At 67.2% G+C, this 15,425-nt stretch carries 16 protein-coding genes; 13 read left to right on the top strand and 3 right to left on the bottom strand.

What is annotated here, in order from left to right:
* Positions 1-12: 12 nt before the first annotated feature.
* From PRL19_RS01190 to PRL19_RS01160, 7 genes are all read left to right on the top strand, one after another.
* Positions 13-894, top strand: a complete 882-nt coding sequence (locus tag PRL19_RS01190) for an ABC transporter permease (protein WP_273743640.1) — start codon at positions 13-15, stop codon at positions 892-894.
* Positions 891-1,715, top strand: a complete 825-nt coding sequence (locus PRL19_RS01185; RefSeq protein ID WP_127899032.1) for an ABC transporter permease — start codon at positions 891-893, stop codon at positions 1,713-1,715. The genes PRL19_RS01190 and PRL19_RS01185 overlap by 4 nt, the downstream gene beginning before the upstream one ends.
* Before the next feature lie 4 nt (positions 1,716-1,719).
* Positions 1,720-3,051, top strand: a complete 1,332-nt coding sequence (locus PRL19_RS01180) for a glutamine synthetase family protein (protein ID WP_046001093.1) — start codon at positions 1,720-1,722, stop codon at positions 3,049-3,051.
* An 84-nt stretch (positions 3,052-3,135) separates the two neighbouring features.
* Positions 3,136-3,633 (top strand): Lrp/AsnC family transcriptional regulator, encoded by a 498-nt coding sequence (locus PRL19_RS01175; protein WP_127899031.1) that lies wholly within the window; start codon positions 3,136-3,138, stop codon positions 3,631-3,633.
* Between the two features lie 170 nt (positions 3,634-3,803).
* Positions 3,804-4,946: a glycine cleavage T C-terminal barrel domain-containing protein gene (locus PRL19_RS01170; protein WP_273743639.1), complete on the top strand. Its 1,143-nt coding sequence runs from the start codon at positions 3,804-3,806 to the stop codon at positions 4,944-4,946.
* Between the two features lie 385 nt (positions 4,947-5,331).
* Positions 5,332-5,907 carry a methylenetetrahydrofolate reductase C-terminal domain-containing protein gene (locus PRL19_RS01165; RefSeq protein WP_273743638.1) on the top strand — a complete coding sequence of 192 codons (576 nt, stop codon included), beginning with the start codon at positions 5,332-5,334 and terminating at the stop codon, positions 5,905-5,907.
* Positions 5,904-6,890, top strand: coding sequence for a methylenetetrahydrofolate reductase (locus PRL19_RS01160; protein ID WP_252926833.1), 987 nt, complete (start codon positions 5,904-5,906; stop codon positions 6,888-6,890). Before PRL19_RS01165 ends, PRL19_RS01160 begins: the two co-directional genes overlap by 4 nt.
* A 6-nt stretch (positions 6,891-6,896) precedes the next feature.
* Here the strand turns inward: PRL19_RS01160 and PRL19_RS01155 are convergent, their stop codons facing one another.
* Positions 6,897-7,175 carry an SH3 domain-containing protein gene (locus PRL19_RS01155; protein ID WP_045982978.1) on the bottom strand — a complete coding sequence of 93 codons (279 nt, stop codon included), beginning with the start codon at positions 7,173-7,175 and terminating at the stop codon, positions 6,897-6,899.
* Between the two features lie 351 nt (positions 7,176-7,526).
* On the opposite strand from PRL19_RS01155, the gene dctP reads away from it, so the two are divergent.
* The 3 genes from dctP to PRL19_RS01140 are packed head-to-tail and all read left to right on the top strand — an operon-like array spanning position 7,527 to position 10,355.
* Positions 7,527-8,522, top strand: coding sequence for a TRAP transporter substrate-binding protein DctP (gene dctP / locus PRL19_RS01150; RefSeq protein WP_273743637.1), 996 nt, complete (start codon positions 7,527-7,529; stop codon positions 8,520-8,522).
* Between the two features lie 10 nt (positions 8,523-8,532).
* Positions 8,533-9,090: a TRAP transporter small permease gene (locus PRL19_RS01145; RefSeq protein WP_045982976.1), complete on the top strand. Its 558-nt coding sequence runs from the start codon at positions 8,533-8,535 to the stop codon at positions 9,088-9,090.
* Entirely contained in the window at positions 9,087-10,355 is a 1,269-nt protein-coding gene (locus PRL19_RS01140) for a TRAP transporter large permease (RefSeq protein ID WP_045982975.1), read from the top strand. Before PRL19_RS01145 ends, PRL19_RS01140 begins: the two co-directional genes overlap by 4 nt.
* A 39-nt stretch (positions 10,356-10,394) precedes the next feature.
* Here the strand turns inward: PRL19_RS01140 and PRL19_RS01135 are convergent, their stop codons facing one another.
* A complete protein-coding gene (locus PRL19_RS01135; RefSeq protein WP_148911940.1) occupies positions 10,395-11,285 on the bottom strand; it encodes a hydroxymethylglutaryl-CoA lyase in 891 nt (296 codons plus the stop codon).
* Entirely contained in the window at positions 11,282-12,493 is a 1,212-nt protein-coding gene (locus PRL19_RS01130) for a CaiB/BaiF CoA transferase family protein (protein ID WP_273743636.1), read from the bottom strand. Before PRL19_RS01130 ends, PRL19_RS01135 begins: the two co-directional genes overlap by 4 nt.
* 197 nt (positions 12,494-12,690) lie before the next feature.
* Here PRL19_RS01130 and PRL19_RS01125 point away from each other — a divergent pair, with 197 nt between their 5' ends.
* The 3 genes from PRL19_RS01125 (at position 12,691) to PRL19_RS01115 (ending at position 15,373) form a co-directional block, all read left to right on the top strand.
* Positions 12,691-13,398, top strand: a complete 708-nt coding sequence (locus PRL19_RS01125) for a GntR family transcriptional regulator (protein WP_273743635.1) — start codon at positions 12,691-12,693, stop codon at positions 13,396-13,398.
* Positions 13,399-13,583: 185 nt separating this feature from the next.
* Positions 13,584-14,030, top strand: coding sequence for a GNAT family N-acetyltransferase (locus PRL19_RS01120; protein ID WP_420704432.1), 447 nt, complete (start codon positions 13,584-13,586; stop codon positions 14,028-14,030).
* A gap of 212 nt (positions 14,031-14,242) precedes the next feature.
* The gene (locus PRL19_RS01115) at positions 14,243-15,373 is read left to right on the top strand and encodes a glycosyltransferase 61 family protein (RefSeq protein ID WP_273743634.1); all 1,131 of its coding nucleotides are present in this window, start codon (positions 14,243-14,245) and stop codon (positions 15,371-15,373) included.
* Positions 15,374-15,425 lie beyond the last annotated feature (52 nt).

Here is a 15,425-nt window from a genome sequence, read left to right as displayed (position 1 = left end):
TCGGGAAGTCCCATGTTCGCATATTGCACCGATCCGTCCCTGTTGCAGGGGTTTGCCTGGCTGTCGTGCTACCTGACATCGGGCACGCATCTGCTGTTCTATGCCAGCTTCGGGACGGTGCTTCTACTGTTGGCGATCACCGCGCCCATCGCGCTGCTGTTCGGCTTTGGCGGCGCCATGGCCAGCCGCTCGCGCATCGCGCCGCTGCGGTGGTTCGGGGGGATCTACACCTCGATGGTGCGGGGCGTGCCGGACATCATCTTCTTCCTGTTCGTGCCGATCGCGCTGGACCAGGGCTTCGAATGGGTGCGCCATCAGGTCCTGTGCGACAGCGATGCGCCCGTCCGGCAGGGCAACGATTTCGTCGTCTGCGCCGCGGCCAAGCTGCCGCTGAACGATGCCGCGCCCTGGGTGCATGACGTCTATGGCATCTTCCTGGCGGTCATCGCCTTCTCGATCGTCTTCGGTGCCTTTGCCGCGAACGTGCTGTCCGGCGCCATGGCGGCCGTGCCCCGCGCCCAGCTGGAGACGGCCGAGGCCTATGGCATGTCGCCCGCGCAGGTGAACCGCCGCGTGCTGATACCGCAGATGTGGACCTATGCCCTGCCGGGCCTGTCGAACCTGTGGATGATCCTGATCAAGGCCACGCCGCTTCTGTTCCTGCTGGGGGTCGAGGACATCGTCTATTGGGCGCGCGAGCTGGGCGGGTCCAAGACCAGCGCCTTCACCTATCCGCATCCGGACTGGCGGCTGTATTACTTCCTGGCGATCCTGGTGTTCTATCTGTGCATGACCTGGATCTCGGAACGCGTGCTGGGCCGCGTCACGCGGCGGCTGTCGCGCGGCCAGGCCACGCTTGGCGGCGAGGCCGAGCGCAAGGGAGCCCCGGCATGAGCTGCGTGCAGACCATCCAGGACTATGCCCTGCGCTCGATCGGCTATGGCGAACGGCTGTTGCCGCGCGAGGGATATGACCTGTGCCAGCAGGCGGTGCTGATCGGGTCGGGCCTGATCTGGAACCTGTACTTTGCAGTGCTGGCGTTGTCGGTCGGCTTCTTCATCGCGACGGGGTTGGCGCTGGCCAAGGCCAGTGCCAACCCCTGGCTGCGCAAGCCCGCGAACGCCTTCATCTTCGTCTTCCGCGGCAGTCCCTTGTTCATCCAGTTCTTCATCGCCTATGAATCGCTGGTGCTGCTGCCGCGGGCGGGCATCGACGTCCTGGGGATGACCATCCAGACCAGCTGGCTGACGCGGGCCTGGGCCGGGGCGCTGATCGTGCTGATCCTGAACACCGCGGCCTACAGCGCGCAGATCTTTCACGGCGCGCTGATGTCGGTCCCCAAGGGAGAGGTCGAGGCCGCCGACGCCTATGGCCTGACCGGGTGGAAGCGGTTCCGGCGGATCGTCTGGCCCACCATGCTGCGCCTGGCCTGGCCCAGCTACACGAACGAGGCGATCTTCCTGTTCCACGCCACGACGCTGGTCTATTTCAGCGGCTTTCCGGCGTTCCAGCAAAAGGGCGACGCGCTGTACTATGCCAGCTACTTCGCGGACCGGACATTCAACCCTTTCGTCGCCTATCCCATTGCCGCCGCATATTTCATCGCTGCCACCTTGGCATTGATCTGGCTTTTCGGCAGGGTGAACAGGCGGCTGAACCGGCATCTGCCGGGTGCGACCAGCCGCGTCCGGTACCGTCCCCAGTTGATGAGATAATCCCATGGAATGGCTGCGCGAACACCCCGAGGTCAAGACGATCCGCGTCGCGGCAGCAGACCTGAACGGTGTCGCGCGGGGCAAGCGCGTGCCCGCCCGCTATGCCGGCAAGCTGCTGGAGGAGGGGACCAAGTTTCCCTATTCGGTCCTGAACCTGGACATCTGGGGCGAGGATGTCGAGGACAGCCCGCTGGTCTTCGAATCCGGCGACCCTGACGGGCTGCTGCTGCCCACCGAACGGGGGTTCCTGCCCATGCCGTGGCTGGACGCGCCCACGGGGCTGCTGCCCTTGTGGATGTTCCATCCCGACGGCACCCCCTATGACGGCGATCCGCGCCAGGCGCTGGCCCGCGTGGCCGAACGCTATGTCGCGGCCGGGCTGGTGCCGGTGGTGGCGACCGAGCTGGAATTCTTTCTGATCGACGACAGCGGCAAGACGCTGCGCGTGCCGCCCAGCCCGAAATCCGGCAAGCGGCGCACCGGCGGCGAGGTCTTGTCGCTGCGCGCGCTGGACGCGTTCGACCAGTTCTTCACGACGCTCTATGACGCCTGCGAGGCGATGGACATTCCCGCCGATACCGCCATCTCGGAGGCGGGGCCGGGACAGTTCGAGATCAACCTGATGCATCAGGCCGATCCGCTGAAGGCCGCCGACGACACCTGGCTGTTCAAGATGCTGGTCAAGGGCATCGCCCGGACCTACGGCTTTGCCGCCAGCTTCATGGCCAAGCCCTACGAGATGTTCGCGGGCAACGGGATGCACATGCATTTTTCGATCCTGGACCGGGCCGGGCGAAACATCTTCGACAATGGCGGAGAGGAGGGGACCGAGGCGCTGCGCCAGGCTGTCGCCGGCTGCCTGCGCGCCATGCCCGGATCGACCCTGCTCTTTGCCCCGCACGAGAACAGCTTTGACCGCCTGGTTCCCAACGCCCATGCCCCGACCGGCATCGGCTGGGCCTATGAGAACCGCACCGCCGCGATCCGCATCCCCTCCTCGGGCCCCAAGGCCCGGCGGATCGAGCATCGCGTGGCCGGCGGCGACGTGAACCCCTATCTAACCATCGCCGCCATCTTGGGGGCCGCGCTGAACGGGATCGAGGACCAGCTGGTCGCCCCCGCGCCCTTCAAGGGCAACGCCTATGACCAGAAGCTGGCGCAGCTGCCCGGCGACTGGGGCGCCGCGATCGAGGCGTTCGACAGCTGTCCCGAGATCCGCCGCATCCTGCCCGCGCATCTGGTCGACAACTATCTGATGACCAAGCGCCAGGAACTGCATTACATGGCCGAGCTGTCCGACGAGGAGACGGTCGAGCTGTACCTGGACACGGTCTGATCGCGACGATGGGCCGCCCGCCTGTTTCCGGGCAGCAGGGCCGTGGGCAATGTTCGCCGTCCGTGACGGCAAGTGAGGCGGTGGATGAGCAGGCCAGGCCTTGATGCGACCGACATCCGCATCCTTGCGGCCGTGCAGCAGCACGGGCAGCTGAGCAAGGCGCGACTGGCCGAGCTGGTGAACCTGTCGCCCACACCCTGCTGGGCGCGGCTGACGCGGCTGCGCGAGGCCGGGCTGATCCGGGGATACCGGGCCGACATCGCGCTGGAGCGCATTGCCAATGTCACCCAGGTCGTCGTCACCGTATCGCTGGCGCAGCACCGCAAGGTCGATTTCGACCGGTTCGAAGGCCATATCGGCGCCCTGCCGGAGATCACCGAATGCATCGCGACCGGCGGCGGGATGGATTATGTCCTCAAGGTCGTCACCCAAAGCCTGACGGCGTTCCAGACCCTGATGGAATCGCTGCTGGAGGCCGATCTGGGGATCCAGCGCTATATGACCTATATCGTCACGCGACAGGTCAAGGCGGCACAGCCCGACCTCAAGGCGCTGACGCGCGCGCCCGCGCACCCCGCCTGACCCGGCGCGGGATTCTCCGGCCAAAACCGTCCGGTCTGCAGTCCACCCCAAGAACAGCCCGACCGGCCTGTTTGCGCGTCGGATTTGGCCCGTGCGTCGTCCGCATCCGCGCTTAGATGGCAGATGTCCCGCCCCGGCCACCGGCCCATTTTCGTGGAAGAAGACGTCAGATGACCCAGATCCAAGATTTCGGTTTCGGAACCCAGATCCGCAAGTCCCCCTATTTCAACGCGACCGTCCGATGGGGCGCCACGGGGTTCTCGGTCTATAACCACATGTACATCCCGCGCGACTTCGGCGATCCGGTGCAAAACTTCTGGAACCTGATCAACGACGCGATCCTATGCGACGTCGCCGTCGAGCGTCAGGTCGAGATCACCGGCCCCGACGCGGCGCGGTTCGTCCAGATGCTGACTCCGCGCGACCTGTCCAAGATGGCGGTCGGACAGTGCAAATACGTGCTGATCACGAATGCCCAGGGGGGCATCCTGAACGACCCGGTCCTGCTGCGGCTGGCGGAAAACCATTTCTGGATATCGCTGGCCGACAGTGACATCCTGCTGTGGGCGCAGGGGGTCGCGGTGCATTCGGGAATGGACGTCACGATCAGGGAACCGGACGTGTCGCCCCTGCAGCTGCAGGGGCCGAAATCGGGTGCGGTGATGCGGGCGCTGTTCGGCGACGCGATCATGGACCTTCGCTATTACTGGTTGCGCCGGGTCGATCTGGACGGCATCCCGCTGATCGTGTCGCGCACCGGCTGGTCCAGCGAGTTGGGATACGAGCTGTATCTGCAGGACGGCAGTCGTGGCGACGCGCTGTGGGAGCGGATCATGGCCGCGGGTGCGCCCCTGGGGCTGAAGGCGGGCCACACCTCGTCGATCCGCCGGATCGAGGGGGCGATGCTGTCCTATCACGCCGATGCCGACATCGATACCAATCCCTATGAGCTGGGTCTGGACCGGCTGGTGGACCTGGACATCGAGGCCGATTTCATCGGCAAGGATGCGCTGCGCCGGATCAAGGCCGACGGCCCCGCCCGCTGCCAGGTCGGCCTGGTGATCGACGGCGCGCCGCTGAAGGGGCCGAACATGACCTTCTGGCCCGTCACCCGTGACGGCCAGGTCGTGGGCAAGGTCACCTCGGCGATCCATTCGCCACGGCTGGATCGCAACATCGCGCTGGCGATGCTGTCGGCCGGATCGGCACAGATGGGCGCCCAGGTTCAGGTCCGGACCCCGGACGGCACGCGGTCCGCGACCATCGTCGAACGGCCCTTTCACGACCCCAAGAAGACCATCGCCGTCGCCTGACCCTGCCCCCGGATCACGGAGCTTCAGACATGTCCGATCTGTCCTGCCCCCCGACGCGGATGGTGCCTCTGTCCGGGGACCGCCGCGTGCTGATGCCTGGGGATGCAGATGCCCGGTAAGGCGATGTCGTTCCAGCCCCCCGGGGCAGGGCGCACCTTTCCGGCGACGCGTGGTGCATTGTCGCCCTGCGCCCGCAAGGGGCTGGTCGCATGCGGGCGGGTGATCAGGGTTGATCCGGTGCGTCGCCCGTCTGGCACCCGCCGAGCATGCCCCACCTGTTCAATCTCCTCGCCCGATCGGGACGGGCGTGCTGCGCGATCGGGTCGGGCGTCTGAACGCGGCGACATGATGGGCAACCGGCCTTCCCTGCGGCGGGGCGGATAGCATGTACCGCCTTCGCCGTCTTGCCGTCCGTCATGCCCGCGCCTTCGAATGGGTCTATGTCCGGTTCGAGGCCGCTCTGGTCGCCCTGGACCCGCTGTTCCGGCGCATCGGGTATCACCGGCTGGAACGCCCCGTCGCCGCGGTCGAGCGGTTGACCAAGGGCCTGCTGTTCGACTGCCGGATGTGCGGGCAATGCGTGCTGTCCTCGACCGGCATGTCCTGCCCGATGAACTGCCCCAAGACATTGCGCAACGGTCCCTGCGGCGGCGTGCGCCCCGGCGGCTTCTGCGAGGTCGATCCGCAGATGCGCTGTGTCTGGGTGATGGCCTGGGAGGGGGCCGCCCGGATGCGCGACGGCGCGCGGATCGGCGACGTCCAGCCGCCCGTGGACCGCAGCCTGCAGGGGTCGTCGTCCTGGCTGCGCGTTGCGCGCGAAAAGGCGGCGCACCCGGCCGGGCCGCCCGACGCCCCCCGCGCCACCATCGCCTGCGCCTTTCCGCAGGCCCGCGCCCATGAACCGGCGGCCGCGCCCCTGGCGGTCGAGCCGCGTCCGGCCGACCGGGGGCCGCGCCGATGACCGACATTCCGCCCGTCGATTTCGACCGCTGGCAGCCGTCCTATGACCCGCCGCCCCCCGGCCACGTGTCGGGCAGCCGGTTGGAGCGCGTGCTGCGCCAGGGTCATTTCGCGGTCACCGCCGAACTGAACCCGCCCGACAGCGCAGACCCCGCGGATGTCTTTGCCGCCGCGCGCCCGCTGGCCCGGGTCGCCGACGCGATCAACGCGACGGATGCGTCGGGGGCCAACTGCCACATGTCCTCGATCGGCATCTCGGCCCTGCTGACGCGGGCGGGGATCGGGACGGTCTATCAGATATCCTGCCGCGACCGGAACCGCATCGCGATCCAGGGGGACGTGCTGGGGGCGGCGGCGATGGGGGTGCGCAACGTGCTGTGCCTGACCGGCGACGGGGTGGGGGTGGGCGATCAGCCCGGCGCGCGACCGGTCTTCGATCTGGATTCGATCTCGCTGCTGCGCACCATCCGGACGATGCGCGACGATGGCATGTTTTTGTCGGGCCGCCGCATCACCAGCCCGCCGCGCATGTTCCTGGGCGCGGCCGAGAACCCCTGCATCGCGCCGTTGGACTGGCGTCCCGACCGCCTGGCCAAGAAGGTCGAGGCTGGCGCGGATTTCATCCAGACGAACTATATCTTCGACGTCCCGACCTTCGCGCGCTTCATGGCGCGGGTCCGCGACCTGGGCCTAGACCGGCGGGTGTTCATCCTGGCCGGGGTCGGCCCGCTGGCCTCGGCCAAGGCCGCGCGCTGGATGCGCAGCAACGTTCCCGGCGTCCATATCCCGGACGCGGTGATCGCCCGGATGGAGCGGGCCGCCGATCCCGGCGAGGAGGGCAAACGCCTGTGCATCGAGCTGATCCAGCAGATCCGCGCGATTGCGGGCGTCAGCGGCGTGCATGTCATGGCCTATCGCCGGGAACACCTGGTGTCCGAGATCATCGCCCAGTCCGGCGTGCGCGAGGGGCGCCCGGCGGACTGACCGCCGTCAGCGATGCGCCAGGTATTCTGCCGCCACATAGCCCGAGACGCTGGGCCGGTCGGCAAGCATCACCCTGCACCAGACCTTGCCGTCGGTGGTCACGCAGTTCTGGCGCGTCAGGCGCGTGCCGTCGGGCAGGCCGATGATGATCCTGTGGTTCAGCCCCGGCCCCTCGCGCAGCTTGAGAAGGTCGTCGGGGCCGGCACCCTGCACCACCGCGCCGGAGCCGACCGCGCAGGCCGTGACCGTCATGAGCGCAAGAAAGGCGGCAAGATATGGTCGCATTGTAGGTCCCTGATCGCTTCGCCGCCGATACGACACCATCGCGCCCATGACGGCAATCGGGTTCGCACCGGTCGCGGTCGATTGACGCTGCTTTGGATGCCGGGAAGGTGGCGTTGCTCAAAGCATCGGGCCACCGGTCAAGGGACGAACCCTTGACGGAAATTGTGTGCAAGGCGAGTTGGGCGGCCGATACTATTATTCGTCGATGCCCTTTCTGCACGTTGAACGGCGATACCAGATCGTCTGCGCCGCTTTACAGCAAAAATATTGTATGCATTATCTAAAGGGGCCGGCGCTCGGGGAGGAGCGGCCGGATCACGGCGAGGGGCCGGGAATATCAGGGAGGAAGTGATGAAACACGCGATAGCGGCGGCCGTCATGAGCGGCGCGATGTGCCTGATGGCCGGGGATGCATCGGCCGAGCGGACCTTGCGCATGACCGTCCAGGTCGGTGCTAACCACCCCGTCGGCGCGAACACCCATTATTTCGCCGAACAGCTGAACGAGATTTCCGGCGGCGAGATGACCGTGCGCGTCTTTGACAGCGCGTCGCTGTTCAAGGGGCAGGAGGTGCCGCAGGCGATCTCCAGCGGCGCGATCGACATGGGCATCGTGCTGGCCGACGAATATGCGGGGTCCGTCCCGGCAGCCGGCATCTTTTCGGTCGCGTTCATGTTCCCGGACTATCAGATCCTGGCGCGCGCCGCCGACCGTAAGGGCGCGTTCCGCACGACCTTTGACAACCTGCTGCTGGAGGCCGGGTCCAAGGTGCTGTGGTGGCAGGACTACGGTCCCGTGCAGATGCTGTCCAAGGGCGCGCCGGTCGTCTCTCCGGAGGACATGCGCGGCAAGATGGTGCGTGCGACCGGCAAGCCGACCGGCGATCTGATCGAGGCCGTGGGCGGGTCGGCGGTGGTTGTCGGCGGCGCCGAGCAGTTCGTGGCCTATCAGCGCGGCCTGGTCGATATCGGGATGAGCGGGACCACCGCGGTCAAGTCGCGCGCGCTTTATGAGGTGATGGATCATGTCACAATGACCAGCCACGGCCTGGCCGAATTCATCGCGGTCATCAACCCGGCCCTGTGGGACAGCATGTCTGAACAGGAGCAGGCCTGGATGACCGAGGCCGCCATCCGCGCCGAGGAGAAGATGCGCGCCGAGACCGAGGCCGAGAATGTCGAGGCCGCGCAGTGGCTGGCCGAGAACGGCCATGCGACCGTCACCGAACTGACGCCCGAGCAGATCGCCGTCTGGCAGGAGGCCACCCGCCCCGCGGTCGAGCAGTTCCGCCAGGAGGCAGGCGAGGCGGGAGACCAGCTTCTGACGGCGCTGGACGCGCTGCGCTGAGGGCAGGGGCATGACTGCATCCCGTGGCGCGCTGCGCCTGGCGGACGGGCTGTCGCTGATCGCGGCGCGCCTGTCCGAGGTGGGCATCGTCGCCATGACGATGCTGCTGACCTATGAGGTGGTGGCGCGCTATGTCTTTCGCGCCCCCACGCATTGGACATCGGACGTCGCGACCACAGTGATGATCTGGCTGACCTTCCTGGCGATGGGCTATTGCCTGCGCGACGGGCACATGATCCGCATCACCGCCGTCATCGGGCAACTGCCCCCCGCAGGCCGCAAGGCGGCCGAGGCGCTGAGCCTTGTGGCGATCCTGGGGTTCTCGATCTTTGTTCTGTGGGTCGCCACGGGGTCGATGCTGGATTCGATCGCCTTCGGACGGCGCCAGCCCTCGATGCTGCGGATGCCGACCTGGATCGCCGAACTGCCGATCATCCTTGGCTTTGCGATCCTGGCCTTGCAGGCGCTGGCGGACCTGATCCGGCTGCCGGGCCGTCCCGCCCCCGATTTCGCCAGCAGCGCCGAACAGGAGCTGTCGCACAACGCCCCTGGGGAGGCCGGACGATGACCCCGTTCCTGATCTTCGGCGCGCTTCTGGCGCTGCTGATGACCGGCATTCCGGTGGCCTTCACGCTGGGCATCCTGGGTGCGGGCCTGCTGGCCATCGACGGGTTGCCGCTGTCGATGGTCGCCAGCACGCTGTTCGGCGGCATCAACGATTTCGTGCTGCTGGCCATCCCGCTGTTCCTGCTGATGTCGAACCTGCTGCTGCGCGGGGGGATCGGGCGCGACCTGTTCGTCGCGATGCAGAGCTGGGTCGGGCATTGGCCCGGCGGCCTGGGCATCGCGGCGCTGCTGTCCTGCGGGGTCTTCTCGGCCATTTCGGGAAGCTCGATCACCACGGCCGCGACCGTCGGCACCGTCGCCATCCCCGAGATGGTCAAGCGCGGCTATTCGCGCAGTCTGACATTGGGCCTGATGGCCGCGGGCGGCACGCTGGGGATCATCATCCCGCCCTCGGTCCCGCTGATCATCTATGGCGCGATCACCGAACAAAGCATCGGTCAGCTGTTTCTGGCCGGCGTCGGTCCGGGCATCCTGCTGATCGTGCTGTTCGGCGTCTATGTGGTCATCGCATCGGCGATTCAGGGCACCCATCAGGCGATGCCGCGCGCGACCTGGCCCGAACGCCTGGCCGCGACGCGGCGCGCCCTGCCGACGCTGCTGCTGGCGGGCACGATCCTGGGCGGCATCTATGGCGGGATCTTCACCCCGACCGAGGCCTCGGGCATCGGCGCGTCCGTCGCGTTGCTGATCCTGGCGGCGGGCGGGCGGCTTAGCCGTGCGGTGTTCCTGGGCGCGGTGCGCGACACGGTCAAGACGACGACGGTCATCTTCCTGATCGTCATCGGCGCCAAGATCTTCGGCCAGGCGATCACCCTCTATCAGCTGCCCGCGCAACTGGCCTGGCTGTTCGAGGACTACTTCAACACGGCGACGCTGGCGCTGCTGCTGATCGCGGTCATGCTGATCTTCATCGGCTTCTTCCTGGAGAGCATGTCGATGCTGCTGATCATGGTGCCGGTGCTGATGCCGACGGTGATCGCGCTTGGCATCGATCCGATCTGGTTCGGCATCTTCTTCGTGCTGCTGATCGAGGTCGCGCTGATCACCCCGCCGGTCGGGCTGAACCTGTTCGTGATCCAGTCGCTGGACCGTGCGCCATTGTCGGTGGTGGCCAAGGGCGCGCTGCCCTTCGTCGCGATCATGCTGGGGTCGGTGTTCCTGATCGCGCTGTTCCCGCAGATCGTCCTGGCGATACCGGGGCTGTAGTGATCGGCGCCCGGCCGGACGGCCGGGCGCCGATGCAGGCTACGCGCCGAACCAGCCTGCGCGGGCCAGCTGGCCGGTGATCTTGTCCGGCACGCGTTCGGCCAGCCACTCCACCAGCAGGGCCAGCCGGTCGTGATCCAGGCCGGTGTCGATCCCCTCGCGGTGCAGCAGGTAATGCACGTCCTCGGTCGCGATGTTGCCGGTGGCGCGGGGCGCAAAAGGACAGCCGCCAAGCCCCCCGATGGACGCATCGATGATGCCGGCGCCGCGTTCCAGCGCCGTCATCAGGTTGGCATAGCCGGTGTTGCGCGTGTTGTGCAGGTGCACGCCCCAGGCAATGCCGTCCAGCGCGTCGCGGCAGGCGTCATGGACCCGCGCGATGTCGCGGGGGGCGGCGACGCCGATCGTGTCGGCCAGCACGATCCGGTCGGCGCCCGCCGCGCGCAGCGCCTCTGCCATCTGCGCGATCCGCGCGGGCGCGATCTCTCCCTCGAACGGGCAGCCATAGGCGGTGGCGATCACGCCGGTCAGCTGCCGCCCGGCCTGGCCGACCATCGGGGCCACGGCGGCAAAGGCCGCGAGGCTGTCGTCGCTGCCCATGTTCTGGTTGCGCCGGCAGAACGTGTCCGACGCGACGACCGCAAAGCGCAGTTCGCGCACCCCGGTCGCCAGCGCCCGTTCGGCCCCCCTGCGGTTCAGGACCAGGGCCGACAGCTGGACCGCCGGCAGGGGCGGCAGCGCGTCCAGCACCGCCTCGGCATCCGCCATCTGCGGGACGCGGGCCGGGTTCACCATGCTGACGGCTTCGATCTGGCGCAGCCCCGCGGCCGCCAGTTCGGCGATCAGATGCGCCCGTTCCTGGACCGAGAACAGGCGCGGCAGGTTCTGCAGCCCGTCGCGCGGGCCGACCTCGCAGATCGTGACGCTCATATCACGCCCCGCGCCTTGAGATCCTCGATCTTCTCTTCGCCAAGGCCGATCCGGGCATAGATCTCGGCGTTGTGCGCGCCCACCTCCTGTGGGCCCAGCCAGGCGATGTCGCCGGGCGTCTCGGACAGGACCGGGAAGACGCCGGGGACGGTGATCGTGCCGAAGTCATCGTCGTGATGGTCACGCACCATGCCGCGTTCGCGGAAATGCGGGTCCTGGACCACCTCGGCGATCGAGTTGATCGGGCCGAAGACCACGCCGAACTGCTCCAGCCGCGCGGTCAGGTCGGCCACGTCCAGCGACGCGGACCAGTTCGCAATCATCGAATCCAGCAGCTCCGCGTTCTCGCCCCGCGCGATATGGGTCACGAAGCGCGGATCGTCCGCCAAATGCGGCTGGCCCATCGCCTGCGTCAGACGGCGGAACATCGCATCCACATTGGCCGCGATCACCACATAGGTGCCGTCCCTGGCCGGATAGATGTTCGACGGCGCGATCTTGGCAAGCCCGGTGCCGGACGGCTGGCGGACCTCTCCGGCCTTGGAATATTCCGTGACCGTGCTTTCCAGCATCGCAAAGCAGCTTTCGGTGATGGCCGCGTCCACCACCTGGCCGCGCCCGCCGTTCCGGTCGCGGTGATACAGCGCCATCATCATCCCCTCGAACGCGAACAGCGCCGTCAGCGTGTCGCCAAGCGAGATGCCATAGCGCGGCGGCGGCATGTCCGGATAACCGTTGATATAGCGCAGCCCCGACATCGCCTCGCCCACCGACGCAAAGCCGGGTCGCGCCGCATAGGGGCCGGTCTGGCCAAAGCCCGAGACCCGCACGATCACCAGCCCGGGGTTCAGGGCGTGCAGCTGCTCCGGGCTCATGCCCCACCGTTCCAGGGTGCCGGGCTTGAAGTTCTCGATCAGGACATCGGCCTGCGCGATCAGCGACCGCGCCAGCTCCTGCCCCTCGGCGGCACGCAGGTTGATCGAGACGGATTTCTTGTTGCGTGCCATGATCGGCCACCACAGCGTCTTGCCCTCGTGCTGCAGGCGGCCCCAGCTGCGGATCGGATCGCCGCTGCCCGGCGCCTCCACCTTGATGACATCGGCCCCGAAATCGGCGCAGCGGCTGCCGACGAACGGTCCCGCCAAAAGCTGCCCCATCTCGACGACCCGCAGACCCTGCAGCGGCCCGAACGGTGCTTTCCCTGTCATCGCCATCCCTCCCTGATGCGTTCATGACGGTTTTAATCCGCGCGGCCTGAAATTTGTATCCATTTTTGTGGCTGAAGATCGATTTTCTATGGTTCCAGTAAAGCATGCCGGCTTTCCTGCACTCATTGCCGGGGATTGTAATGCCCCCGACCAGATGATGAACTGCGCCCCAGCAGCACGTGGCGGAAGGGTTCGAGATGCAGCCGGAATCAGCGGAAAGTGCGTCCAGGCGGGCCTATCGCGAACTGCGCCAGGCGATCCTGGAGCGACGCCTGCCGTCCGACCGCAAGGTGACCGAGGTCGGGCTGGCCGAGGACCTGGGCATCTCGCGCACGCCCATCCGCGAGGCGATCAAGCGCCTGCTGCTGGAGGGACTGCTGGAGCGTCGCAAGGGGCAGGGGCTGTGGTGCGTGGTCCCCGACGCCGACGAGGTCCGCGAGATCTTCGAACTGCGGTTGCGGCTGGAATCCTATGCCGCCGCCAAGGCCGCCGAACGCGCGACGCCCGCCCAGATCGAGGCGCTGACCGCCTCCGCCCACCGCATGCAGGCGCTGGCGCAGGTCGCCGAGGACAGCGAGGCCCTGATCGCCGGCATCGACCAGGAAAACGCCCGGTTCCACGCGCTGATCGCCGAGGCGACGCAGTCCCCCAGGCTGATGCACCTGATCCGCGCGACGGTCGACGTGGCGCTGGTCACGCGCACCTTCCGCCGCTTCACGCCCCAGCAGCGGCGCCGTTCGGCCCAACATCACCTGGAGATCGCCGCCGCCATCGCCGCCCGCAAGCCGCACTGGGCCGAACGCATGATGCAGGTCCACATCCTGTCCGCCGAGGATACGATGGACAGCGATCCCGCCCCGGACGCGCCCGCCGAAAGCCTGTTCCAGGCTGGCGGCCATGACTGATCGCACCCGACCAACCATCGGAACGCGGCCATCTGCGGTGCCGGTATCCTGCCGGATTTGCGGCGTATGAACTGGTTGCCGGTGGGCCCGCACGCAACGTCCCGATCAAAGGCGATGGCATGAGATTTCGCCTTGCCGAACCTTCCGATGCCCCGATGCTTGCCGCCATCTCGATCGAGGTCTAGCTGGGCACATACATCCGTCGCGGCGTCAGCGACGCTTTTGCCACCTACGCCCTGACACAGTTCACCCCCGCAAGGCTGGCCGCGGTGATCGGCGACCCGGACGAACATGTCATCGTCTCTCAGAACGACGACGGGCCGGACGCGTTCATCCGCATCAGCAGCGGAAAGACGGCGCCCGTCGCTGGCTGCTCCACGACCGAGATATCAACCCTCTATGTCCAGCCGCGTCACCAAGGCCGCGGTCTGGGTCGGGCGCTTCTCCACCAGGGATTGGATCATGCGGCGGGCAAGGGTGCCGGTTCGGTCTGGCTGACCACGAATGCCGAGAACGCCCCGGCGATCGCCTTCTATCAAGGGAACGGGTTCGACAGGGTCGGCACCACGGCGTTCCGGATCGCCGATGAGGCCTATCCGAACGACGTGTTCAGCCGGGCCACCGCCCGATAGGGCCACGACACCGCGGCGTGCCGGACGGGAATGCCGCCGGGGTGGATTGCGGCGGTCATCCCGTCCGTCCGAACGGCATTTGCTGCATTTGAGCGTGGCCGGGGCGCGTAGCGGCTGGACCGGATCGTTGCGGTCCTGTACCGTTCTCTCCTAAGTTGAAGCACCATGTACCATTTCATCCCGAAGATTTGCAGCCATCGGAGCGTTTGACGATGTTCGACCTCGAAGCCCCCGACGATCTGGTTCTTGTTCAGGACGCGATCCTGGTGCCACCGCCCGTTGACGGGCGGGGCCGCCAGCAGGCGTCGGGCGTTCTGACACCCGACGGGCGGATGGTCGAAAACTCGATCAGCTGGTCGAACAGCCGGGAGCCCGTGAATGCCGCCCCCGCCATGCCCGACACGGTCGAAACCCTGTCCGGCTGCTGGATGTTCGGGGGGACGCTGTACGGTCATTTCGGCCATTTCATCACCGAAAGCTTTGCCCGTGCATGGGCGCTGGACGCGCTGCGGGGCCAGATCGACGGCGTGCTGTTCACGCCCAAGCAAAGCTCGGCCAACCTGGAACCGATGCTCAGGGCCCTGCGGCCGCTGATGGATTCGCTGGGACTGGATGTGCCGGTCCGCTGCATCACCACGCCTACCCGGGTCGAGCGTCTGCACGTGCCGCGCCAAGGCGTCGGCATGGGCGATCTGACCGTCGGCAGCGCCAAGTTCCGCGACTTTGTCGGCGCGCATGCCGGCGCGGGGATCGACCCGGCGGGGCCCGAACGGATCTATGTCTCGCGCAGCCTGCTGCCCGCGCAGCGCGGCGGCCTGATCGCCGAAAGCTTGCTGGAAGGGTATCTGGCCCAGGAAGGCTATCAGATGTTCCATCCGCAAAAGCACCCGGCGGCGGTCCAGATCGCGCACTACAAGGCCGCGCGGGACATCATCACGGTCGACTGCTCTCCGCTGCACATGATGGCCTATGTCGGCAACGCCGCGCAGCGGGTGGCGATCCTGACGCGGCGCAGCATGGACTTTGCACCCGGCTTCGTGCGCCAGCTGCAGACCTTCACCGGCATGACCGCGTTCGAGATCAACACCTTGGAACGCGACTGGGTTCAGGGCGGCGCGCTGCGCCCCGGACGTGGGTCGTTCGGCGAGATGGACTTTCCCCGGACCTGGCGGATGCTGCGCGACCGGGGCATGATCAGCGGCGACACGCCATGGCCCGCGCTGACCGACAGCCAGCGCGACGCGGATCTGCAGCGAATCGCCGACCTGCACGGTCAGGCCTTCAACCCGTTGGACGAAAATCTGGAACGTCACGCCAGAAGAACGGCCAAGGCCTCGGCATGAGGGGCCATGATCTCTCGGCATCGGGCAGGTCCGGCCGGTTGTCGCTGCCCCG

The sequence above is a fragment of the Paracoccus marcusii genome (genome assembly GCF_028621715.1).
Taxonomy (GTDB): Bacteria; Pseudomonadota; Alphaproteobacteria; order Rhodobacterales; family Rhodobacteraceae; genus Paracoccus; species Paracoccus marcusii.
Note: the sequence above shows the minus strand (reverse complement) of the source record. Positions and strands in the feature narration are given on the sequence as shown.